The 21,911-nt window shown below is 63.3% G+C and carries 20 protein-coding genes and 1 other RNA gene; 9 read left to right on the top strand and 12 right to left on the bottom strand.

Translation table 11 applies throughout. The annotated features are described in order from the left end of the window. Positions 1 to 78 precede the first annotated feature (78 nt). From B0E49_RS03445 to B0E49_RS03455, 3 genes are all read left to right on the top strand, one after another. Entirely contained in the window at positions 79 to 1,812 is a 1,734-nt protein-coding gene (locus tag B0E49_RS03445) for an acyl-CoA dehydrogenase family protein (protein ID WP_077560545.1), read from the top strand. A gap of 86 nt (positions 1,813 to 1,898) precedes the next feature. After that, positions 1,899 to 2,873 (top strand): Bug family tripartite tricarboxylate transporter substrate binding protein, encoded by a 975-nt coding sequence (locus B0E49_RS03450; protein ID WP_077560546.1) that lies wholly within the window; start codon positions 1,899 to 1,901, stop codon positions 2,871 to 2,873. A gap of 37 nt (positions 2,874 to 2,910) precedes the next feature. After that, positions 2,911 to 4,029, top strand: coding sequence for a CaiB/BaiF CoA transferase family protein (locus tag B0E49_RS03455; protein WP_077560624.1), 1,119 nt, complete (start codon positions 2,911 to 2,913; stop codon positions 4,027 to 4,029). Between the two features lie 125 nt (positions 4,030 to 4,154). Here the strand turns inward: B0E49_RS03455 and B0E49_RS03460 are convergent, their stop codons facing one another. The 11 genes from B0E49_RS03460 to gyrA all read right to left on the bottom strand — a co-directional run bounded on the left by B0E49_RS03460 (position 4,155) and on the right by gyrA (position 17,009). After that, positions 4,155 to 4,694 carry a ComEA family DNA-binding protein gene (locus B0E49_RS03460; RefSeq protein ID WP_077560547.1) on the bottom strand — a complete coding sequence of 180 codons (540 nt, stop codon included), beginning with the start codon at positions 4,692 to 4,694 and terminating at the stop codon, positions 4,155 to 4,157. 159 nt (positions 4,695 to 4,853) lie between these two features. Continuing rightward, entirely contained in the window at positions 4,854 to 6,020 is a 1,167-nt protein-coding gene (lapB, locus tag B0E49_RS03465) for a lipopolysaccharide assembly protein LapB (RefSeq protein WP_077560548.1), read from the bottom strand. Continuing rightward, positions 6,010 to 6,300, bottom strand: a complete 291-nt coding sequence (locus B0E49_RS03470; RefSeq protein ID WP_077560549.1) for a LapA family protein — start codon at positions 6,298 to 6,300, stop codon at positions 6,010 to 6,012. Before B0E49_RS03470 ends, lapB begins: the two co-directional genes overlap by 11 nt. Positions 6,301 to 6,345: 45 nt before the next feature. After that, positions 6,346 to 6,660: an integration host factor subunit beta gene (locus B0E49_RS03475; RefSeq protein ID WP_077560550.1), complete on the bottom strand. Its 315-nt coding sequence runs from the start codon at positions 6,658 to 6,660 to the stop codon at positions 6,346 to 6,348. Positions 6,661 to 6,747: 87 nt separating this feature from the next. Beyond that, complete coding sequence (gene rpsA, locus B0E49_RS03480) at positions 6,748 to 8,433, bottom strand: 30S ribosomal protein S1 (protein ID WP_077560551.1); 1,686 nt, start codon at positions 8,431 to 8,433, stop codon at positions 6,748 to 6,750. A gap of 178 nt (positions 8,434 to 8,611) precedes the next feature. Beyond that, entirely contained in the window at positions 8,612 to 10,702 is a 2,091-nt protein-coding gene (locus B0E49_RS03485; RefSeq protein WP_077560552.1) for a bifunctional 3-phosphoshikimate 1-carboxyvinyltransferase/cytidylate kinase, read from the bottom strand. Continuing rightward, on the bottom strand, positions 10,703 to 11,581 hold the full coding sequence (locus B0E49_RS03490; protein ID WP_077560553.1) for a prephenate dehydrogenase: 879 nt from the start codon (positions 11,579 to 11,581) through the stop codon (positions 10,703 to 10,705). It abuts the gene before it with no gap. A gap of 27 nt (positions 11,582 to 11,608) precedes the next feature. Continuing rightward, positions 11,609 to 12,691, bottom strand: coding sequence for a prephenate dehydratase (pheA, locus tag B0E49_RS03495; protein WP_077560554.1), 1,083 nt, complete (start codon positions 12,689 to 12,691; stop codon positions 11,609 to 11,611). Between the two features lie 3 nt (positions 12,692 to 12,694). After that, positions 12,695 to 13,801, bottom strand: a complete 1,107-nt coding sequence (serC, locus tag B0E49_RS03500) for a 3-phosphoserine/phosphohydroxythreonine transaminase (protein WP_077560555.1) — start codon at positions 13,799 to 13,801, stop codon at positions 12,695 to 12,697. After that, the gene (locus tag B0E49_RS03505) at positions 13,798 to 14,367 is read right to left on the bottom strand and encodes a DUF2059 domain-containing protein (protein WP_077560556.1); all 570 of its coding nucleotides are present in this window, start codon (positions 14,365 to 14,367) and stop codon (positions 13,798 to 13,800) included. Before B0E49_RS03505 ends, serC begins: the two co-directional genes overlap by 4 nt. Further along, positions 14,364 to 17,009 (bottom strand): DNA gyrase subunit A, encoded by a 2,646-nt coding sequence (gyrA, locus tag B0E49_RS03510; protein WP_077560557.1) that lies wholly within the window; start codon positions 17,007 to 17,009, stop codon positions 14,364 to 14,366. Before gyrA ends, B0E49_RS03505 begins: the two co-directional genes overlap by 4 nt. Before the next feature lie 223 nt (positions 17,010 to 17,232). On the opposite strand from gyrA, the gene ompA reads away from it, so the two are divergent. The 5 genes from ompA (at position 17,233) to B0E49_RS03535 (ending at position 20,214) form a co-directional block, all read left to right on the top strand. Beyond that, on the top strand, positions 17,233 to 17,865 hold the full coding sequence (gene ompA / locus B0E49_RS03515) for an outer membrane protein OmpA (protein ID WP_077560558.1): 633 nt from the start codon (positions 17,233 to 17,235) through the stop codon (positions 17,863 to 17,865). Between the two features lie 78 nt (positions 17,866 to 17,943). After that, positions 17,944 to 18,660: a bifunctional 2-polyprenyl-6-hydroxyphenol methylase/3-demethylubiquinol 3-O-methyltransferase UbiG gene (gene ubiG, locus B0E49_RS03520; RefSeq protein WP_077560559.1), complete on the top strand. Its 717-nt coding sequence runs from the start codon at positions 17,944 to 17,946 to the stop codon at positions 18,658 to 18,660. Between the two features lie 3 nt (positions 18,661 to 18,663). Further along, a complete protein-coding gene (locus B0E49_RS03525) occupies positions 18,664 to 19,347 on the top strand; it encodes an HAD-IA family hydrolase (RefSeq protein WP_077560560.1) in 684 nt (227 codons plus the stop codon). Positions 19,348 to 19,359: 12 nt separating this feature from the next. Beyond that, positions 19,360 to 19,738: a transfer-messenger RNA gene (gene ssrA / locus B0E49_RS03530) on the top strand. A gap of 140 nt (positions 19,739 to 19,878) precedes the next feature. Then, on the top strand, positions 19,879 to 20,214 hold the full coding sequence (locus B0E49_RS03535; RefSeq protein WP_077560561.1) for a hypothetical protein: 336 nt from the start codon (positions 19,879 to 19,881) through the stop codon (positions 20,212 to 20,214). Between the two features lie 83 nt (positions 20,215 to 20,297). On the opposite strand, the gene B0E49_RS03540 is transcribed toward B0E49_RS03535, so the two are convergent. Next, entirely contained in the window at positions 20,298 to 21,110 is an 813-nt protein-coding gene (locus B0E49_RS03540) for a DUF2726 domain-containing protein (RefSeq protein ID WP_144264404.1), read from the bottom strand. Positions 21,111 to 21,180: 70 nt separating this feature from the next. Between B0E49_RS03540 and B0E49_RS03545 the strand changes: the two genes are divergently transcribed. Next, entirely contained in the window at positions 21,181 to 21,903 is a 723-nt protein-coding gene (locus B0E49_RS03545; RefSeq protein ID WP_077560625.1) for a pseudouridine synthase, read from the top strand. Positions 21,904 to 21,911: the final 8 nt, after the last annotated feature.

Below are 21,911 nucleotides of genomic sequence, written 5' to 3' on the forward strand. Positions count from 1 at the left end.
TGAATAAGTGATATTCGGTATTGGAAATTAGATCACAGGCGTCGAATAATCAAACCAGATAACCAATGGAGACAGACGATGGGCCAGCGATTTGCGAATGCCGCCGACGCCACACCTGCGATTCCCGATCGCAGCGGCACGAACTTTTTCAATGACGACGCCGAGCTGCAATCGCTGCTCAAGCTCTATCTGCCGGAGCCGCTGCATGCCCATTTGCTGCCTCATTTCAAGCGCCTTGGCGCGCTGGCCGGTGGCCCGCTGGATGAACTCGCCAACACCGCGGACCACAACGCGCCGACCCTGGAGCACCGCTCACGCACGGGCGAGGATGCCCAGCGCATCGTCAAGCATCCGGCCTATGTCGAGATGGAGCGCCTCGCGTTCTCGGAGTTTGGGCTGGCCGCCATGTCGCACCGCGCCGGTGTTTTTGACTGGCCGCAGACGCTGCCTGCCGCCGCCAAATACGCCCTGACTTTTCTTTTCGTGCAGGCCGAGTTCGGCTTGTGCTGCCCGCTGTCCATGACCGATTCGCTGGCCCGCACGCTGCGCAAGTTTGGCGAGCCGGACCTGGTGGCCCGCTACCTGCCCGCGCTGATCTCGCAGGATGTCGAGACGCTGGCGCAGGGCGCCATGTTCATGACCGAGCAGGGCGCGGGCTCCGACGTGGCCGCCACCGCCACGCTGGCGCACCGTGAGGGTGATGCGTGGCGCCTGACCGGCGACAAATGGTTTTGCTCCAACCCGGATGCCGAACTGGCCATGGTGCTGGCGCGCACGGGGGAGGCCGCAGCAGGCATTCGCGGGGTCTCGCTGTTTTTGCTGCCCCGCCATCGGCCGGACGGCTCGTTGAATGCCTATCGCATCGTCCGCCTGAAGGACAAGATGGGCACGCGCTCGATGGCCAGCGGCGAAATCCGGCTCGACGGGGCGCTGGCCTATCTGGTCGGCGAGGAAGGGCGCGGCTTTGTGCAAATGGCCGACATGGTGAACAACTCGCGCCTGTCGAACGGCGTGCGCGCTGCCGGCCTGATGCGCCGCGCGGTGGGTGAAGCGTTCTTCATCGCGCGCCATCGCGAAGCCTTCGGCCGCAAACTGATCGACATGCCGTTGATGCGCCGCCAGCTGGTGAAGCTGCTGCTGCCCAGCGAGCAGGCGCGCACCATGATGTTCCAGACCGCCGAGGCCCTGCGCCGCGCCGATGCGGGCGACGCCAAGGCCTACCAGCTGGTGCGCATTCTGACGCCGCTGATCAAGTTCCGCGCGTGCCGGGATGCGCGCAAGGTCACGGGCGACGCCATGGAAGTGCGCGGCGGCTGCGGCTACATCGAGGAGTGGAGCGATCCGCGCCTGGTGCGCGATGCGCATCTGGGCTCCATCTGGGAGGGCACCAGCAACATCGTGGCGCTGGACGTCATGCGTGCCATCCGGCGCGAAGATTCGCTCACGGCACTGGTGGCTTATCTGGAAGGTCTTTTGAGCGAGGCCAAGCTGGACCAGGGGTTGCGCGGGCGGTTTGCCGCCATGCTGGTTCGCGTCACGGCGCTGGCGAATGTGGCGGTCGGCGATGGCGGGGAGGCGCTGGCGCGGCGCGCGGCCTCGGCGCTGTACCACCTGACCACGTCGGTGGCGATGGCCTGGGAAGCTAGTCAAACGGGCTCGCTCGCCAGAATGCGGCTGGCTGGGCTGGTGCTTCAACACCGGCTGTCGCCGAACGATCCGCTCACCGCTGATCTGGATGACGCCGACGATCTGGCGGCGCTGTTTGGTACGGCGGCGCAGACGAAATCCGGCGCAGGGACTTCCGTGGCCTAAATAGCCGGGCAGGTCTTGGCCATCTTTTCACTCATCTATTTTTCATCGCCGCGCACCATGCCGGCTCATCCAATCAAAGGACAAACATGAATATCCGCAGAATTATTTTGGGGCTCGGTCTTGGCCTGATGGTGAGCACCGCAGCGCTGGCGCAGAAGGATTTCCCGAGCAAGCCGCTGACGCTGGTGGTACCGTTCGCCGCCGGTGGCCCCACCGATGCCATGGCCCGTACCCTGGCTCACGCGCTCGGCCCAATTCTCGGGCAGCCCATGATCGTGGACAACCGGCCCGGCGCCGGTGGCAACATCGGCGCGGATTATGTGGCGCGCGCCCAGCCCGATGGCTACACGTTGCTGTTTGGAACCTCCGGCCCGCTTGCCATCAACGTGAGCCTGTACGGCAAAATCACCTACGACCCGATCAAGAGCTTCGCGCCCGTCATCCAGATCGGGCATTTGCCCAATGTGCTGGTGGTCAATCCCAGTGTGCCGGCCCACAATGTCAAGGAACTGATTGCCTACGCCAAGGCCAACCCGGGCAAGCTCTCCTTTGCCTCTTCCGGCAATGGCGCGTCATCCCATCTGGCAGGCGTGATGTTCAATTCGATGGCGGGCACCGATGTTCAGCACATTCCCTACAAAGGAACGGGGCCTGCATTGAACGATCTGCTCGGCGGGCAGGTTGCCATGGCATTCACCGACGTGCTGACGGCGTTGCCGCACATCAAGGCCGGCAAGCTGCGCGTCCTGGGCGTGACCACGGCCACACGCTCGCAAGTCCTCCCCGATGTGCCGACGCTCGCGGAGCAGGGCTTGAAAGGGTTCGACGTGAGCGTGTTCTTCGGCATCGTGGCCCCTGCGGGGACGCAGCAGGAAACCATCACGCGCCTGAATGCCGCCTTCGTCAAAGCGTTGGCCCAGCCGGATGTGCGCAAGACCCTGACGGCACAAGGCCTGGAGCCGGCGCCTGCCACCAGCCCGGCACAACTGGGGACTTTCATGCGCAGCGAAGTGGTCAAGTGGCGCGACGTGGTCAAGACCTCGGGTGCGAAGCTCGACTGAGCATAGTCAACGAAGCATCCACTGAATGGAGTCCAAGATGGCAGATAGTCCCAAGCCCGGCGCACTGGCCGGCATCCGGGTGATTGACGTGTCGCGCATTCTGGGCGGCCCGTACTGTGGGCAGATCCTGGGTGACCATGGTGCTGATGTGCTCAAGGTCGAGCCGCCTCAGGGCGACGACACGCGCGCCTGGGGGCCGCCGTTCCAGAACGGCGTGGCGTCCTATTACATGGGTCTGAACCGCAACAAGCTCGGCACGCAGCTCGACCTGGCCAGCGAGTGTGGGCAAAGCGTGCTGTTGGGGCTGCTCGAAGGCGCGGATGTGTTGATCGAGAACTTCAAGACGGGAACCCTGGAGAAATGGGGCCTGGGCTACGAGGCCCTGGCCCAGCGTTTTCCGCGTCTGATCCATTGCCGGGTGAGCGGGTTCGGCGCCGACGGCCCGCTCGGCGGCCTGGCGGGTTATGACGCCGCGGTGCAGGCGCTCACCGGCATCATGAGCGTCAACGGCGAAGTGGGAGGCGAGCCGCTGCGGGTCGGACTGCCAGTGGTGGATCTGGTCACCGGATTGAACGCGGCTCTGGGCGTGCTGCTGGCACTACAAGAACGAGAGCGCAGTGGCCGCGGGCAGTTTGTCGAGGCCAGCCTGTTCGATTGCGGCCTGTCCTTGCTGCACCCGCACGCGGCGAACTGGTTTGCGGACGGCCAAAAACCGAAACTCACGGGCAACGCACACCCCAACATCTACCCCTACGACGCGTTTGCGACGCACACCGTGCCTATTTTTCTGGCTGTGGGCAATGACCGGCAATTCGAGCTGCTGTGCCGGCACCTCGGGACACCGGAGCTGGCGCAGGACGAGCGTTTTGTCAGGACGTATTCGCGATCGCAGCATCGCGCCGCGCTGCGCCAGCGGTTAGAGACCGAGCTGTCCCGGCATGACGGCGCGGCGCTGGCCGAGGCGCTGATGCAAATCGGCGTGCCGTGCGCCCCCATCCTGACGGTGGACGCGGCTCTGCAACACCCCCACACCGCCCATCGGGAAATGGTCGTGCGCATTGGCGACAACTACACCGGTGTGGCGTCGCCCATCAAGCTGAGCCGCACGCCGGCCACCTACCGGCACGCACCGCCCGTGGAACTATCGGGCAGTTGAAGGTCTGAGCATCCTCGCTCGTGCTGTCCGCGTTTCCTGAGCAATAGAGGGCGGCCCATCGCTGGAGCGCGTGGGACAAATAAAAAAACCCGCTTCGGCGGGTTTTTTCACGGGATCGCCTGGAATTAATTCTTGGCAGCGCTGGCCGCCGGTTTGGCGGCATCGGCTTTGGCGGCCTTGGCTGCTTTGGCTGCTTTGGCGTCATCAGCCTTCTTTTTCTTGGCCTCGGCTTTGGCGGCCTTGTCTGCGGCTTTCTTGGCTTTGGCGTCAGCCTTCGCATCGCCAGCCGCTGCGGGGGCGGCCGTTGCAGCCGTGGGCGCAGCAGCGGCCGGTGCAGCGGCAGCCGGTTTCGCGTCGGCTTTCTTCTGGCTTGTTTTTGCGGCGGGCGCGGCCGCTGCACCATTGAATGGCGCGCCGTTGACCGTCATGCCTTCAGAGGAAAATGTGGCAGCGTTTTTTTCACCGACGCCCTTGACGCGCCCGATGAAGTCGTTCCAGTCCTTGAAATCGCCTTTCTTGCGCTCATCGACGATCCTGCTGGAAATGCCGGGGCCGATGCCTTTGAGGCCATCGAGTTCGGCCGCGGTGGCCTTGTTCACATCGACAGCAGCGAAAGACGCAACTGCGTACAGCATGGCCACAATGGCGAGGATTTTCTTCAACATTGACGGAACTCCTGGTAGTAAAAGAAACCCGGCAGAAAAGCCACCGGGACTGTCTGGTTATAACGGCGTCAGACTCCCGTTCGTTGACCTCCAGGTGTCACAAGAGTTGGTGAATACCCTGATTCCCGGCACGGCAGGGCAACTTGAAGTGCGTCGCTACTAGAGCTCTTCGACCCGGCGTGCCGGGTAGCTGTCCCATGCCTGGCAGCCGGGACATTGCCAGAAGTGCTGTGTGGCTTCAAAGCCGCAGGCAGCGCAGCGGTAGCGCATGAGCGGGCGCGCAGCGTGGTCCAGCGCACGCTGCACCTGGGGGTGGAACTGCTCGTGCTCCAGTTTTTCGCCCGCAATCCATTTGGCTGCCGCGACCAGTGACGGCTCGCGTTCAAGGTGCTTGAGATACCAGTCGCGGCCACCTTGCACCTCCTGTGCGGGTTCGCCAGCCGCCGCCGTCAGGGTCACGATAGCGTCCAGCACGTCAAGGCTGGGGTCTTGCACGTAACTGGTTTTCAGAAGACTCAAGGCCTGCGCCGAGCGCCCACAAGCCATTGCGGCTTCGCACAGCGCGTGCGCCACCAGCGGCAGCGAAAGAGGCGCCACTTCGAGCAAGGCCTGCAAGCTCTCGAACGCGGCGCCGGCTTCACCGAGCCGCAGATGCAAGGCGGCCAGATCGATGCGCGGACGGGGCGCATGGGGCGCCGTCGTCAGCGCCTGGTCGAGCAGCCGGTGGGCGGCAGCGTTGTTGCCTTCGGCAGTTTGGGCTGCCGCCTGCTCGCACAGGTAATGCGCCTGCCGCGCGCTGAAGCTGCCCTGGCCGGCGTCTTCGAGTTTTTGCGCAATCCGCGCCGCCTGCGGCCAGTCGCGTGAGCGCTCGAAGATGGCCAGCAAAGCCAGGCTGGCCTGTGTTTCGAATGGCGTCCCTTCGAGCTTGCGCAAGGCCTCTTCGGCGCGGTCGAGCAGGCCCGCCTTCAGGAAATCCAGCGCCAGCGCATGCTGGGCGCGTTCACGGTCGGCGCGGCTCAGGTCGCCCCGCGAGAGCAGATGCTCGTGCACGCGCACGGCGCGTTCGTACTCGCCGCGGCGCCGGAACAGGTTGCCCAGCGCGAAGTGCAATTCAGACGTGTCCGGGTCGTTTTGCACGGCCTCGATGAAGGCGTCGATGGCCTGGTCCTGCTGCTCGTTCAGCAGAAAGTTCAGGCCCTTGAAGTACGCCTTGGGCGCCTGCCGGTTCTCCATGCGCAACTGGCGCAGGTCGAACCGTGACGCGGCCCATCCCAGGATGAATGCGACGGGCAGACCCAGCAGAATCCAGCTCAGGTCAAAGTCCATCGTGGATGCTGGCGCTGACCGAGTCGGTGGGGTGGGGCGCCGATGCGGCGCCCTGACGGGCCTTTTTGGCGGCAACGCGGTGCTTCCACCAGCGCGGCACCATGCCCAGCACGCCCAGCACGACGCCGGCCGCAAAAGCCGCCAGCACCACCAGCACCAGCGGCGCGCGCCATTGCGTGCCAAAGAAAAAATGCACGATGGTGTCCTGCTGATTGTTCAGCGCGAAAGCGAACAGGGTAAAAAAAATGGCTGCCTTGAGCAGCCACATGAGGTATTTCATGAATCGTCCTCAGTGACGAGGAGATTCTACCGACGGATTCAAGCGTCAAGCCTTGCCGGCTGCTGCCTCGAGCTCCTGCGTGCGTTTGTCCACCGCTTCACGCAGCGCCTTGCCCGGTTTGAAATGCGGGACGCGTTTTTCCGGAATGGCCACGCTTTCGCCCGAACGCGGGTTGCGACCCATGCGGGGCGAGCGCCGGTTGATCGAGAAACTGCCAAAGCCGCGGATTTCGATGCGGTGCCCGCGCACCAGGGCGTCGCTCATGGCGTCGAGAATCGTCTTGACGGCATATTCGGCGTCGCGGTGCGTAAGCTGACTAAAGCGGGCAGCCAGTTCTTCAACGAGGTCGGAGCGGGTCATCTGGAAACGAAGGCAGGGGGCCAAGCGGGCGTCCTGCCACCCCGCAAAGGGTGGTGTGACGCGCGGCTTCGCCCCCGTCCGGCTGGCTTAGTTATTGTTGTTGTCCAGCTTGGCGCGCAACAGCGCACCCAGGCTGGTCGTGCCGGCGTTTTCACGCGCGGATTGCTGGCTCAGGCTTGACATGGCTTCCTGCTGGTCGGCCATGTCCTTGGCCTTGATGGACAGCTGGATGTTGCGCGTCTTGCGATCCACGTTGACCACCACGGCGGTGACTTCGTCGCCTTCCTTCAGCACGTTGCGCGCGTCTTCGACACGGTCGCGGCTGATCTCGGAAGCACGCAGGTAACCGATGATGTCCTCACCCAGGTCGATTTCAGCGCCACGGGCGTCCACGGTCTTGACCTTGCCGGTCACGATCTGGCCCTTGTCGTTGATGGTGGTGAAGGTGGTGAACGGATCGCTGTCGAGCTGTTTGATACCGAGCGAGATGCGTTCGCGGTCCACGTCCACGGCCAGCACGATGGCTTCGACTTCCTGGCCCTTTTTGTAGTTGCGCACGGCGGCTTCGCCAGGCTCGTTCCAGGACAGGTCGGACAGGTGCACCAGGCCGTCGATGCCGGCAGCCAGGCCCACGAACACGCCGAAGTCGGTGATCGACTTGATCGGACCCTTGACGCGGTCGCCGCGCTTGGTGTCCTGCGCAAACTCCTGCCAGGGGTTGGCCTTGCACTGCTTCATGCCAAGGCTGATGCGGCGCTTGTCTTCGTCGATTTCCAGAACCATGACTTCGACTTCGTCGCCCAGCGACACGATCTTGCTCGGCGCCACGTTCTTGTTGGTCCAGTCCATCTCGGACACGTGAACCAGGCCTTCGATGCCGGGTTCGAGTTCCACAAACGCGCCGTAGTCGGCGATGTTGGTGATCTTGCCAAACATGCGCGTGCCTTGCGGGTAGCGGCGGCTCACGCCCATCCAGGGGTCGTCGCCCATTTGCTTCAGACCCAGCGACACGCGGTTCTTTTCGGTGTCGAACTTGAGGATCTTGGCGGTGATTTCCTGGCCGGCCGTCACCACTTCGCTCGGGTGACGCACGCGGCGCCAGGCCATGTCGGTGATGTGCAGCAGGCCGTCGATGCCGCCCAGGTCCACGAACGCACCATACTCGGTGATGTTCTTGACCACGCCATGCACCACGGCGCCTTCCTTGAGGGTTTCCATCAGCTTGGCGCGTTCTTCGCCCATGCTGGCCTCGACCACGGCGCGGCGCGACAACACGACGTTGTTGCGCTTGCGGTCGAGCTTGATGACCTTGAATTCCATCGTCTTGTTCTCGTACGGAGACAGGTCCTTGATGGGGCGGGTGTCGATCAGCGAGCCTGGCAGGAAGGCGCGGATGCCGTTGACCAGCACGGTCAGGCCGCCCTTGACCTTGCCGCTGGTGGTGCCGGTGACGAATTCGCCGGATTCCAGGGCTTTTTCGAGCGCCATCCAGGACGCCAGGCGCTTGGCCTTGTCGCGCGACAGGATGGTGTCGCCATAGCCGTTTTCGATGGCGTCGATGGCCACCGAGACGAAGTCGCCGACCTGGACTTCGAGCTCGCCCTTGTCGTTCTTGAATTCTTCGATGGGCACATAGGCTTCGGATTTGAGGCCGGCGTTGACCACCACGAAGCTGTGCTCGATACGCACGACTTCAGCGGTGACCACTTCACCCATGCGCATTTCAGAGCGTTGCAGTGATTCTTCAAACAGGGCGGCGAAAGATTCAGACATTAAGTTTCCTTGGGCTACACAGGCAGGGTTGACGAGCGCGGGATTGCTATCGTTTCTATAGCTGACTGTGGCAGTTTCTTGCGGCCAGACAAGCGATAAGGCCGCGGGTTAGGTTGACAAACCACACGACCGATGCGCCTGAATGGCGCGATGCGGGCCGTATGGGCCTGATAGCTGTTCAGGACGTCCCGAACGGCTGCTTGCCCTGCCACCAGCCCAACACCTGATCGACCGATTCTTCAATCGTCAAATCCGAGTTGTCCAGCAGCAGGGCATCTCCGGCCGGTTTGAGAGGCGCAACGCTGCGGGACGAATCCCTCGCATCGCGCGCTTCCAAGTCTGCCCGAAGACTATCAAGTATAGCTGGAAAACCCTTTGAAATCAATTGCTTATAGCGCCGTTCGGCGCGGTGGCCGGCGTTCGCGGTGAGGTAGATCTTGAGCGGCGCGTCGGGAAAAATGACGGTGCCCATGTCGCGCCCGTCGGCCACCAGCCCGGGCAGCTGGCGAAAGCTGTGCTGCAGCGCCACCAGGGCCGTGCGCACGGCGGGCAGGGCCGACACTTTGGAGGCGTTCATGCCGGCTTCCTCGGTGCGGATGGCGTCGGTCACGTTGGCGCCATCGAGCCAGACCTGGTCGGCGACAAAGCGCACAGGCAGGCGCTGTGCCAGTGCGGCAATGGCGACTTCATGGGCGGCGTCCAGCGCCAGACCGGAGCGCACCGCGGCCAGCGCCGCGACGCGGTACAGGGCGCCGGAGTCCAGGTAGTGGTAGCCGAGCCGGTGCGCCAGCGTGGCGGCCAGCGTGCCCTTGCCCGAGGCGGTGGGGCCGTCCACGCAAATCACGGGAATGCGGGCGGCGAACGTGTGGGCCAGCGAAAACAGGGCCTCGAAGTAGTCCGGGAAGGTTTTGGCAACACACTTCGGGTCTTCGATGCGGACCGGCAGCCCCGCCGGATTGAAGGCCGCCAGCGAGAAACACATGGCGACCCGGTGGTCGTCGTAGGTGTGAATGCTGGCCGCGCGCCAGTGGGCTGGCGAGACCGGCGGCGTGATGCGCAGGAAGTCGGCTCCTTCTTCCACCGTCGCGCCGAGTTTGCGCAGCTCGGCGGCCATGGCTTTGATCCGGTCGGTTTCCTTGACGCGCCAGCTCGCGATGTTGCGAAGCAGGCTCGGGCCGTCGGCATACAGGGCCATGACCGCCAGTGTCATCGCCGCATCGGGGATGTGGTTGCAGTCGAGGTCGACGGCGTGCAGCGGCCAGGCGCCGCGCGAGATTTCGAGCCAGTTCGGGCCGCTGGCAATCTGCGCGCCCATCAACCGCGCCGCTTCAATGAAGCGGATGTCGCCCTGAATGGAATTTGCGCCCACGCCTTCAATTCTTACGTCTTTTTGACCTGAAGTCCCCGCCGTGATTGCGCCTACCGCTATGAAATAGCTAGCAGACGAGGCGTCGGCCTCGACGTGGATCGCGCCCGGCGACTGGTAGCGGCTGCCCGCCGGGATAGTGAAGCGCTGCCAGCCCTCGCGCCGCACGGCAATGCCGAAGCGCGCGAGCAGATTGAGCGTGATCTCGATGTAGGGCTTGGAGATCAGCTCGCCCACGACCTCGATCACCACGTCCCGAGCCGCCGACGGGCCGCCCCTGGGCGGCACAGCCCCCTCGGGGGGCAGCGGGGACACGTCAGTGCCGAGCGTGGGGGCCCGCTCCGCCGCTAGGAGGGGCAGCGCCATCAGCAGTGCGGTCAGGAACTGGCTGGACACTTCGCCGCGCACCCGGATTGGCGCGCCCGCTTGCAAGGTGGGCGGGCCCACGCGCAGCGGCGGATAGCCCTCTTGGCCCAGGTAGTCGATGCGGCACCCCAATTGGCGCAGCGCGTCGACCAGATCGCCGATCGGGCGCTCGTGCATGCGGGGCACGCCGCTGAGCTCAAAGTTGCCACCCAGCAGCGCCAGCGCCGCGGTCAGCGGGCGCATGGCGGTTCCGGCGTTGCCCAGGAACAGCTGGGCCCGGGTGTTTTTGAGTTGGCCGCCCAAGCCTTCGATGATGACGGAGTCGGCGTCGCGCGTGATGCCGCAGCCGAGTTGCTGCAGCGCCGCCAGCATGACGCGCGTGTCGTCGGAGTCGAGCAGGTCGTGCACGGTGGTGCTGCCGCCGCTGAGCGCGGCCAGCAACAGCACCCGGTTGGAAATGCTCTTGGAGCCGGGCAGCACGACCGTGCCGCTCGCCGCTTGCAGCGACGGAATATCCAGAAATTCGGTCGTGAACATTTACTTGCCCGGTTTGCCGGAGGTCATGCGCCAATGGGCCCGCGTGTCGCTGGCCTGTGCAATCTGCGCTTCCAGCGCCTCGGCATTGCCGCTGGCAATCAGCGCCTCCATGGCTTGCAGTGATCGCTGGAAAATCTGGGACTGCGCGAGCAACTCTTCGCGGTTGGCGACCATGATGTCGCGCCACATGAGCGGATCGCTGGCGGCGATGCGGGTGAAGTCGCGAAACCCCGGGCCGGCCAGCGACAGGTAGTCCTGCCCGCCCGCCTGGCCGGTGATTCCGTTCATCAGCGCAAATGCAATCAGGTGCGGCAAATGGCTGACCGCGGCGAATGCCGCGTCGTGCGCCTCGGGCGCCATCTTCTGCACATGGCAGCCCAGTGCGGTCCAGACCTCGGTGGCTTTTTGCAGGTGCGCCGTCAGGGTGCGCTCGATCGGGGTCAGGATCACCTGCTTGCCCACGTAGAGATCGGCATCGGCATGCTCCACCCCCGAGACTTCCCGGCCGGTAATCGGGTGCGCCGGCACGAACGAGCCGACCTGCTCGCGCAACACCCGCCGCGCGGCATCGACCACGTCGCGCTTGGTCGAGCCCACATCCATGATCAGCGTCTGCGGCGTGAGCAGGTGTTTGATGGCCTTGAAGGTGGCCTCGGTGGCGGCCACTGGAATCGCCAGCAGCACGATGTCGGCGCCCGATACGGCCAGCAGGGCCGAGGGCGCTTCCAGGTCGATCACGCCCATCTGGCGCGCGCGCTCGGTGGTGGAGGGCGACTTGCTGTAGCCGACCACGCGCTTGACCAGCCCCGCACGCTTGAGCGCGAGCGCGAACGAGCCACCCATCAGGCCGCAGCCAATCAGTCCGAGTTGCTCAAACATCGGTGTGCACCCTGTAGCCCGCCATGGTCAGTCGCCCACCGGGTAGGTGCCCAGCACCTTGTAGAACGCGCACAGGCCTTGAAGATCCTTCAAGGCGGCGGCCACATTGGGCTGTGACGGGTGGCCCTGGATGTCAACGTAGAAAAAGTATTCCCACTGGCCCGAGCGTGCAGGGCGCGACTCGAAGCGCGTCATCGATACGCCGTGGGTCTTGAGCGGCACCAGCAGGTCGTGCACCGCGCCTGGCTTGTTGGGCACCGAGACGATCAGGCTCACACAGTCCCGGCCGGAGGCTTGTGGCGCCTGCAGCGTTTGCGGCAGGCAGATCACGGCAAACCGGGTGCGATTGAAGGCATCGTCCTGGATCGCGTGCGCGGCGACGTGCAGGCCGAATTCACTGCCGGCACGCTCGCTCGCGATGCCGGCCCAGGCCGGGTGCGTCGCTGCCAGCCGGGCGCCTTCGGCGTTGCTGGAGACGGCGCGGCGCTCCACATCCGGCAGATGGGTGTTGAGCCAGCCCTGGCATTGCGCCAGTGCCTGCGGATGCGCCAGCACGACCTCGATGCCTTCGAGCGAAGCGCTCTGGCGCAGCAGGTTGTGGCGCACCAGCAGGCTGGTTTCGCCCACGATGTGCAGCGGCGAGTTCAGAAAGAGGTCCAGCGAACGCGCCACCACGCCTTCGGTGGAGTTCTCCACCGGCACCACGCCGAACTCGGCCGTACCCGCCGCCGTCGCGCGGAACACCTCGTCGAAGTTGACGCAGGGCACATGCTCGATGCTGGTGCCGAAGAACCGCAGTGCGGCCTCTTCGCTGAAGGTGCCTGAGGGGCCCAGGTAGGCGATGCGCTGCGGCGCTTCGAGCGCACGGCAGGCCGACATGATTTCGCGCCAGATGCTGGCCACATTACCCGGCTTGAGCGGCCCCGGATTGGAAGACTGCAGTCCGTGAATCACCTCGGCTTCGCGTTCCGGCCGGAACACCGGCGAGCCTTCGGCGCGCTTGATCTCGCCCACCTCGTTGGCGAGCTCGGCGCGGCGATTCAGCAGCGCCAGCAGTTCACGGTCCGCTGCGTCGATCTGGATGCGCAGTTGCGCGAGGGTCTTGGCCATGGGTCAGCTCAGGGTTCTCTCAAATTCTTGCATATAGTCCACCAGCGCCTGCACGCCCGCAATCGGCATTGCGTTGTAAATACTGGCACGCATGCCCCCGACCGATTTGTGGCCCTTGAGCTGGAGCAGGCCACGGTCTTTGGCGCCGGCCAGAAAGGCTTCGCTGCGCGACTCGTCGCGCAGAAAGAATGGCACGTTCATGCGCGAGCGGCAACTCGGCGCCACCTTGTTGGCATAGAACTGCGAGCGATCGATGAAGTCGTAGAGCAGTTGGGCTTTGGCGATGTTGCGCTGTTCCATGGCCGCAATGCCACCCTGCTTTTTGAGCCACTGGAAGGTCAGTCCGGCGACGTAGATGGCCCAGGTCGGCGGCGTGTTGTACATCGAGTGGCTGTCCGCCACGGTTTTGTAGTCAAACGCACTGGGACAGGCGGGCAGGGCGTGGCCCAGCAGATCCTCGCGCACCACCACCAGCGTGACGCCGGCCGGCCCCAGGTTCTTTTGCGCACCGCCAAACGCCAGTCCGACGCGACTCCAGTCGACGGGGCGGGACGCCACATGGGACGAGAAGTCGATCACCAGCGGCGCCTTGCTGCCCAGCGCCTGCAGGTCCGGCAGCGTCTGGAATTCCACGCCGTGGATGGTCTCGTTGCTGCAGATGTGCACATAGGCGGCATTGTTGGCAAGCTGCCAGCCGGCCGGGTCGGGTAGCGTGGTGTAGCCGTCCGCCTCGGTGCTGGCTGCGACGTGCGCCGTGCAGTACTTGCGCGCTTCCTTGAGCGACTTCTGGCTCCAGCTGCCCGTGACCACGAAATCGGCGCTCGTGCCGCGTGACAGGTTCAGCGGAACAATCGCGTTTTCAGCCAGCCCGCCGCCCTGCATGAACAGGATCCTGAAATGCGGCGGGACGGCCAGCAGCTCGCGCAAATCGGCCTCGGCCCGTTCACAGATCGAGATGAATTCCTTGCCGCGGTGACTCATCTCCATCACGCTCATGCCGCTGCCATGCCAGTCCAGCATGTCGGCAGCGGCCAGGCGCAAAACCTCCTCGGGAATGGCGGCAGGGCCTGCGGAGAAGTTGTACGGGCGCGTACTCGCCGGCGCTGTCACTTCTTGGCGGGGGCGGGGGCCTTGGCCGGTGCCGCAGGAGGCGGTGCGCCCAGCGCCTTGGCCACCGCGGGGCCGAGCAGACTCAGCTTGGGCTCGATACTCGCACGCGTTTCGGCCACCACTTTCTCACCCAGGGCGGTCTGTAATTTTGGATTCAGGTCCTGGTATTTCTTGGCCAGCGGCGAGCTGATCCACGCCACCAACTGGCGCAACTCATCCTCGCTGAGGTTTTGCTCCAGAATCGGACCCAGCGCGGCGGGGGCGACCTGCAGCGCCTTGTCACGGACGATGGGAAAGGCTCCATCGAAGTACTTTTTAAGCTCGGCATCGGCGGCCTTGGCGGCGGCCTCACGCTTTTCGGGGGGCACCTGGGTTTGCAGGTATTGAGAGCCTGCCTGCGCGATGGACGCGCTCGATTGCTGAACCAGCCCGCGTGCCAGGGATTCGATGCCGGGACGCTGCAGGTCGATGAATTGCTTGATGAGAGCAGCCTTTCCGTCCTGGGCCATGGCGATGGAGCTGGTCGCTAATGCGACCGCCAAAAGGGCGAGTTTGAAACTTTTCACTGAGGATTCTCCGTTGTAGATGAGGAAGTGCTGCTGTCGTCGGGGTCGCTGTCGCCGTTTACGTCGTTTTCCACGATGCGCTGCAAGCCGCTGAGTCTGGAGCCCTCGTCGAGCCCGATCAGCGTCACCCCCTGGGTGGCGCGCCCCATTTCGCGAATTTCGCTGACCCGGGTACGTACCAGCACGCCCTTGTCGGTAATCAGCATGATTTCGTCGTCGGCGCGCACCAGCGTGGCCGCCACGACCTTGCCGTTGCGCCCCGTTTGCTGGATCGCGATCATGCCCTTGGTGCCGCGCCCGTGGCGCGTGTACTCGGTGATGCCGGTGCGTTTGCCGTAGCCGTTTTCGGTGGCTGTCAGCACGCTCTGACTTTCGTCCTCGGCCACGAGCATGGCGATCACGCTTTGGCCCACTTCGAGCGACATGCCTCGCACACCGCGGGCGTTACGGCCCAGCGGACGGACATCGTCCTCGTCGAAGCGCACGGCCTTGCCGCCATCGGAAAACAGCATCACATCATGCTGGCCGTCGGTCAGCGCTGCGCCGATCAGGAAGTCCCCTTCGTCGAGCGAGACCGCGATGATGCCGGCCTTGCGCGGGTTGCCGAATTCATCGAGCGTGGTTTTCTTGACCGTCCCCATGGAGGTCGCCATAAACACGTACTGGTTGGCCGGGAAACTGCGCTTCTCACCCGTCAGCGGCAAGACGACGGTGATTTTTTCACCTTCCTGCAGCGGAAACATATTCACGATGGGGCGCCCGCGCGAGCCGCGCGAACCCTGCGGCACCTCCCAGACCTTGAGCCAGTACAGGCGCCCCCGATCGGAGAAGCACAGGATGTAGTCGTGCGTGTTGGCAATGAAGAGCTGGTCGACCCAGTCATCTTCCTTCGTCGCCGTGGCCTGCTTGCCGCGCCCGCCGCGCTTCTGGGACCGGTACTCGGAGAGCGGCTGGCTCTTGATGTAGCCGCTGTGCGACAGTGTGACCACCATGTCGGTCGGGGTGATCAGATCCTCGGTGCTCAGGTCGAACGAGCTGTGTTCCACCAGGCTGCGGCGCGCGCCGATTTTGGTCTGGCCGAATTCCTGCTTGAGGGCGCCCAGCTCGTCGCCAATGATGGTCGAGACGCGCGCCGGTTTGGCCAGGATGTCGAGCAAATCCTCGATTTCGGCCATGACTTCCTTGTACTCGGCCACGATCTTGTCCTGCTCGAGGCCGGTCAGGCGTTGCAGACGCATTTGCAGAATTTCCTGCGCCTGCGTGTCAGAGAGCCGGTACAGGCCATCGCTGCCCATGCCGTAGGTTTTTTCCAGGCCGTCAGGGCGGTAGTCGTCGGCGTTGATCACGCCGCCGTCGGCCCGCGTGCGGGTCAGCATTTCGCGCACCAGCTGGCTGTCCCAGGGCCGCGCCATCAGCTCAACCTTGGCTACGGGTGGCGTCGGCGCGTTGCGGATGATGGCGATGAAGTCGTCGATGTTGGCCAGCGCCACGGCCAGGCCTTCGAGCACGTGGCCGCGTTCGCGCGCCTTGCGCAGCGTGAACACGGTGCGACGGGTGACCACTTCGCGGCGGTGTTCCAGAAAGACTTCGATCAGGTCCTTGAGATTGCACAGTTTGGGCTGGCCGTTGACCAGCGCCACCATGTTGATGCCAAAGGTGTCCTGCAGCTGCGTCTGTTTATAGAGGTTGTTGAGCACCACTTCGGGCACTTCGCCGCGCTTGAGTTCGATTACGAGGCGCATGCCCGATTTGTCGGACTCGTCCTGGATATGGCTGATGCCCTCGATTTTCTTCTCGTGCACCAGTTCGGCCATGCGCTCCTGCAGGGTCTTTTTGTTCACCTGGTATGGCAATTCGTCCACGATGATCGACTGGCGCTGCCCCTTGTCGATGTCTTCGAAGTGGCACTTGGCGCGCATCACCACCTTGCCGCGGCCGGTGCGGTAACCGTCCTTGACGCCATTGATGCCATAAATAATGCCTGCCGTGGGGAAGTCAGGCGCCGGAATGATCTCCATCAACTCGTCAATACCGGCGTGCGGGTTTTTCAGCAGATGCAGGCATGCATCGACCACCTCGTTGAGGTTGTGCGGCGGGATATTGGTCGCCATGCCCACCGCAATCCCGCCGGAGCCGTTGATCAGCAGGTTGGGAACCCGGGACGGCAACACCAGGGGCTCCTTTTCGCTGCCGTCGTAGTTGGGGCCGAAATCGACCGTTTCCTTGTCGATATCCGACAGCATTTCCTGGGCGATCTTGGACAGGCGGACCTCGGTGTAACGCATGGCTGCGGCACTGTCGCCGTCCACTGAGCCAAAGTTGCCTTGCCCGTCCACCAGCATGTGACGCAGCGAAAAATCCTGTGCCATGCGCACGATGGCGTCATATACCGACTGATCGCCGTGCGGGTGGTACTTGCCGATGACGTCACCGACGATACGCGCCGATTTCTTGTAAGGGCGATTCCAGTCGTTGTTGAGTTCGTGCATCGCGTACAACACACGCCGGTGCACGGGTTTCAGTCCGTCCCGCGCATCAGGCAGGGCGCGCCCCACGATGACGCTCATGGCGTAATCGAGGTAACTGCGCCGCATTTCCTCTTCAAGACTGATGGGCAGGGTTTCTTTGGCGAACTGGGTCATGGGGAGGGATTCTCGGCAAGTGAAGTCTGATTTTACGGGCAAGGCGCTGTCGCTAAGCCGCAACACATCGGCCTAATTGCGGTTTTGTCCTACGGTACGCGGCCCGATTTACCCCTGAACGTGCGGGGACGTGTGGCACAATTGCCAGAACGTTTTGGGTGATGGTCACTCAGATCGTCCTGTTTCGCAGCGCGGCTGCGGCTTTTTCCCCAAGAGGAGAACCATGAAGAAATTGAATAAAGTGGCGATGTTGATTGCCTCCGCAGCGCTTGTTACTGCCGCTGGTGCCCAAACTGTGGATAACTGGCGTAATGGCACTTCCGAACTCGTTTGGAAGAACGGCACCAATGAGCTGTGCTGGCGCGATGCCAACTGGACCCCGGCGACTGCCGCGGCCACTTGCGATGGCGCCATCGTCCCCGTGGCCGCACCGGCCCCTGCTGTAGTTGCTCCGGCTGCTCCGGCGCCTGCTCCTGCTCCTGCTGCCGTCCCCGCTGCCACCAAGGTGACATACGCTGCCGATGCTTTCTTCAACTTCGACAAATCCGTCCTGAAGCCTGAAGGCAAAGCCAAGCTGGACGACCTGATCGGCAAGATCAAGGACATCAACCTGGAAGTCATCATCGCCGTGGGTCACACCGACTCCATCGGTACCGTTGCCTACAACCAGAAGCTGTCGGTTCGCCGCGCTGAAGCCGTCAAGGCCTATCTGGTGTCCAAGGGCATTGAGAAAAACCGTGTGTACACCGAAGGCAAGGGCAAATCCCAGCCTGTGGCTGACAACAAGACCGCCGAAGGCCGTGCGAAGAACCGTCGCGTGGAAATCGAAGTCGTCGGCACCCGCGCCGGCCAGTAATCCGCAAGGCTTGCTTCGAAAAGCCCCGCAAGCTCCGGCTTGCGGGGCTTTTTTCATGAGTTCGAGGACAATTGGCGTATGAGTGATCCCGTGAATGCCGACCCGGCCGAGCTGGCCAAATTTTCTGACCTGGCGCACCGCTGGTGGGATAAGGAGAGTGAATTTCGCCCCCTGCACCAGATCAATCCCCTGCGTCTGGACTGGATCAACAGCCTGTCCGGCGTTTCGGGCTTGCAGGTGCTCGATGTCGGCTGCGGCGGCGGCATCCTGGCTGACGCCATGGCCCGCAAGGGCGCCCAGGTGCTCGGTATCGACCTGGCCGCGAAGGCGCTCAAGGTTGCGCAACTGCATGCGCTTGAGGCGCAAACGCCCAACGTGCTGTACCGTGAAATCAGCGCGGAAGCACTCGCAATGGAGCAGCCGGGCTGCTTTGACGTGGTCACGTGCATGGAGATGCTCGAACACGTTCCTGATCCCGCCTCGGTCGTGGCGGCATGCGCGACGCTGGTCAAGCCGGGGGGGTGGGTGTTTTTCTCAACCATCAACCGCAATCCGAAGTCATTTTTGCTGGCGATTGTCGGCGCCGAGTACGTTCTGAACATGCTGCCGCGCGGCACCCACGAATACGCGAAGTTGATTCGTCCCGCTGAATTGGCGAGTTATTGCCGCGCTGCCGGGCTGGAATTGAGCCATACACGCGGCATGGAATACAACCCTCTGACTCAGCGCTACTGGCTCAGTAGCGACACCAGCGTGAATTACCTGTTCGCAACGCAAAAGGGTGGAGGTGTTTGACGCATGTTTACGGATATAGAGGCCGTGCTGTTCGATCTGGATGGCACCCTGATCGACAGCGCGCCGGACCTTGGCGCTGCCGCAGACAAAATGAGAACCGACCGGGGCCTGGCCTCGTTGCCGCTGGCGCTGTATCGGCCCATGACCGGCGCCGGCGCGCGGGGCATGCTCGGCGTCGCCTTCGGCGTGACCCCGGAGCACCCTGATTTCCCGGTACTGCGGGAAGAGTTTTTTACCAATTACGAAGCCTGCATGACGCGGCGCACCTTTGCCTTTGATGAAGTGGCCGAGCTGATTCAAGCGCTTTTGGCGCGTCGGCTCGCCTGGGGCGTGGTCACCAACAAGGCCTCCCGCTTCACCGACCCCCTGACCCGCTCCATGCCGCTGTTTGCCACGGCGAGCGCGGTCATCAGCGGCGATACCACACCCCATTCCAAGCCGCATCCAGAGCCCTTGCTGGAGGCGGCACGGCGCCTGGGGCTGGCGCCGGAAAAATGCGTGTATGTGGGTGATGACGAGCGCGACGTGGTTGCGGGACTGGCCGCCGGCATGGGCACCGTGGCGGCAACATATGGCTATTTGGGCAATCGGGCGGATACCGCGCAGTGGGGCGCACACGCTGCAATAGCGTCCCCGCTGCAGCTATTGCATTTGCTGCAGGGCTTGCAATCGCCCGCAATGACCTAAAATGCTTATTGAGGGGCTGCACTGGTTTCGACGTGGGTACGGAATCGCTGTGGTGCATGTCGAGCTTGAGTAACGCTCGTAAAAATCGACTCAACAAACTAACTGCAAACGACGAACGTTTCGCACTCGCTGCTTAATAACCAGTGAGCCTTACAACAGCAGGCCGATGGGCTGGGCAAGGGTGCCGCAAGGCGTCCAGGCTGTAAGGTTATTCACATCGGCTGGCTTCGGACCGGGTACCTTGGTTCAGAGCGAGACAATAGGGTGCTGGCGTCCTGTGTAGCGTGCGACTGCGCGACACAGGTGGCGAGACTTAAATCAGACCGCTAAACATGTAGATCTGCGCGAAGAAGGCTTGCGGACGGGGGTTCGAATCCCCCCAGCTCCACCATAAAAGGCAATCTGCGCCAATGCAAAATCATTGGCGCAGGTTTCCCCAAACCACTATCAATGGCGTTCATCAAATGAGGGGCGGTAAAAGCGCGCATCTCGCGGCATACTTGCAGCATTATTTTCAACAGGAGCCCGCCAATGATCAAAACCGAATTGTTTCTTCGAACCATTCCAGCCGTGCTGGTTATGAGTGCAGCCGCGTACGGATTGACGGCGCATGCGCAAACCCAGTCCGGCACGAACGAGCGGGCCAGCACGTCTTCCGGTAACGGCGTCGTCCAGAAGGTTGAAAAGACCACCAAGAAGGCCGTGAACGCAACCGAGCGAACTGCCAAAAAGGTCGGTCGAGCCACCAGCAAGACGGCCAGCCGCGCTGCAGGGGCGGTGCGGCATACGGGTGAAAAAATTGGTAAGAAGCTACCCAAAGGCAACGCCACGCGGCCGGTTGATGAGCAGGGAAGGCCCGGCAACTAGGCGCCTTGAGCGTCCTGAGATAAATGGAAAAGCCCGCAACAGCGGGCTTTTTGCTTGGAACCGGATGAGCCGCCTGAGAAAAGTCAGCGCAAGTCTCCTTCCCGGCTGTCCAGCGGGGTCAGAAAAGAATTGGGCTGCAATTCTCCTGAGAGCGTGGTGAAACTGCTGTGCAGGCCAGCGCTTGCGGAGTCTGGCGTCGGGCTCAGCGGGCTCAGGTCGCTGTTGCGAATCTCGCGCTGGCGAAGCAGTGCTTCGCGCAAGCTCGCCCTGGCGGCAGACATTGCGCTTTCACTGCGCTCGCGATCCATGCTCATGGATGCCATCTCGCCGAGAAATTCGGTGCGGATTTCACTCAAGGTCGGCAGCTTGTCGGATTCGACCACGGTATAGGCGATGCCGCATTGGCTCAGCAGCTTGCGCTTCAGGCGCTGGTTTTTTTCGGCCAATCCCAAACGCCCTGGAACATCCACGCAGCCGATGACGTTGCCGTCCGCGCGACACACGGTGAACGTGCAATACACCCCCGTCAGCAATTCGTACCAGTGCAGGCCCTGTTCCTTGCTGCGTGGCATGGTGAACCGCGTGACTGGAATTTTGATCATCACGTGGTGGCCAAAAAAAGCCCGGGTCAACCAGCGCCACACCTGGCGCTCCCGGCTGTTGGCCAGCGGCCGCGGGCTCAGTGGCCACCGCTTCGGGATGCGACGGCGCTCATGGGCTTGCCGGCGTAGCCACCAGGCGTGAACAGTCGCGCCAAGCACCAGGCTGGCCAGCAATGCCAATCCGATTGAAAGCCCTCCTGTGTATTTGTCCATTTTTCGGTGTTTCCGTGAGTCATTTTGAGTGTAACTAAAGTTAACAAATGAAGTCCATAGCGTGGGGCGGTAAAAAATCACGGAAACGCCTTCGGCGTGTGCTCATTCATGTCCGATGGGTCTGCTGCGTCACAATGAGGTCATGCACACCATGTCATTGCAGGACATTCTTTTTACACAGGGATTCGGGACGCGTCGCGTCTGCGCCGGTCTGATTCAACAGGGATTTGTGTCGGTAGCCCAGCAGCCATCCACCGATCCAGCTATGGAATTTGTAGCGAAAGGGTTGCGTTTCACGGTTCAGGGTGCGGCGTGGGAGTACCACGAGCTGGCGTACCTGATGCTGCACAAGCCGGCTGGCACCGAGTGCTCGCAAAAGCCCTCGACCTGGCCGAGCATCTACACGCTGCTGCCATCGCCGCTGCGCCAGCGGCCGCAGAGAGGGGCGGTGCAGGGCGTGCAGGCGGTCGGCCGGCTCGACCAGGACACGACGGGACTGCTGCTGCTGACCGACGACGGCAAATTCATCCACCGCATGAGTTCGCCCCGGCATCATGTGCCCAAGGTGTACGAGGTCACGGCCAAACACCCGCTCGACGACAAACAGGTGCAAAAGCTGCTGGAGGGCGTGGTGCTGGAAGATGACCCGAAGCCGGTCCGTGCCAGTGCCTGCGAAGCGGTGGCGCCGCACCGCTTGCGCCTGACGCTGACCGAGGGCAAGTACCACCAGGTCAAGCGCATGGTGGCCGCCGTGGGCAACCGGGTCGAGGCGCTGCACCGCTCGCAGATCGGCGGCCTGGCCCTGCCCGATGACCTGGCGCCAGGCCAGTGGCGCTGGCTCGGGGCCGACGATCTCGCACGGATCGCTGGCTGAGCGTCAGC

The sequence above is a fragment of the Polaromonas sp. C04 genome, from assembly GCF_002002705.1.
In the GTDB taxonomy this organism is placed as follows: Bacteria; Pseudomonadota; Gammaproteobacteria; order Burkholderiales; family Burkholderiaceae_C; genus Rhodoferax_A.

Excerpts from the sequence above, each read along its gene's own strand:
- B0E49_RS03475 (WP_077560550.1), bottom strand. The coding sequence starts at position 6,660 with ATGACCCGCTCCGACCTCGTTGAAGAACTGGCTGCCCGCTTTAGTCAG.
- lapB (WP_077560548.1), bottom strand. The coding sequence starts at position 6,020 with ATGGACTTTGACCTGAGCTGGATTCTGCTGGGTCTGCCCGTCGCATTC.
- B0E49_RS03455 (WP_077560624.1), top strand. The coding sequence starts at position 2,911 with ATGGCAGATAGTCCCAAGCCCGGCGCACTGGCCGGCATCCGGGTGATT.
- B0E49_RS03485 (WP_077560552.1), bottom strand. The coding sequence starts at position 10,702 with ATGTTCACGACCGAATTTCTGGATATTCCGTCGCTGCAAGCGGCGAGC.
- B0E49_RS03445 (WP_077560545.1), top strand. The coding sequence starts at position 79 with ATGGGCCAGCGATTTGCGAATGCCGCCGACGCCACACCTGCGATTCCC.
- rpsA (WP_077560551.1), bottom strand. The coding sequence starts at position 8,433 with ATGTCTGAATCTTTCGCCGCCCTGTTTGAAGAATCACTGCAACGCTCT.
- ompA (WP_077560558.1), top strand. The coding sequence starts at position 17,233 with ATGAAGAAATTGAATAAAGTGGCGATGTTGATTGCCTCCGCAGCGCTT.
- gyrA (WP_077560557.1), bottom strand. The coding sequence starts at position 17,009 with ATGACCCAGTTCGCCAAAGAAACCCTGCCCATCAGTCTTGAAGAGGAA.
- B0E49_RS03545 (WP_077560625.1), top strand. The coding sequence starts at position 21,181 with ATGTCATTGCAGGACATTCTTTTTACACAGGGATTCGGGACGCGTCGC.
- B0E49_RS03490 (WP_077560553.1), bottom strand. The coding sequence starts at position 11,581 with ATGTTTGAGCAACTCGGACTGATTGGCTGCGGCCTGATGGGTGGCTCG.
- pheA (WP_077560554.1), bottom strand. The coding sequence starts at position 12,691 with ATGGCCAAGACCCTCGCGCAACTGCGCATCCAGATCGACGCAGCGGAC.
- B0E49_RS03535 (WP_077560561.1), top strand. The coding sequence starts at position 19,879 with ATGATCAAAACCGAATTGTTTCTTCGAACCATTCCAGCCGTGCTGGTT.
- B0E49_RS03460 (WP_077560547.1), bottom strand. The coding sequence starts at position 4,694 with ATGTTGAAGAAAATCCTCGCCATTGTGGCCATGCTGTACGCAGTTGCG.
- B0E49_RS03470 (WP_077560549.1), bottom strand. The coding sequence starts at position 6,300 with ATGAAATACCTCATGTGGCTGCTCAAGGCAGCCATTTTTTTTACCCTG.
- ubiG (WP_077560559.1), top strand. The coding sequence starts at position 17,944 with ATGAGTGATCCCGTGAATGCCGACCCGGCCGAGCTGGCCAAATTTTCT.
- B0E49_RS03450 (WP_077560546.1), top strand. The coding sequence starts at position 1,899 with ATGAATATCCGCAGAATTATTTTGGGGCTCGGTCTTGGCCTGATGGTG.
- B0E49_RS03525 (WP_077560560.1), top strand. The coding sequence starts at position 18,664 with ATGTTTACGGATATAGAGGCCGTGCTGTTCGATCTGGATGGCACCCTG.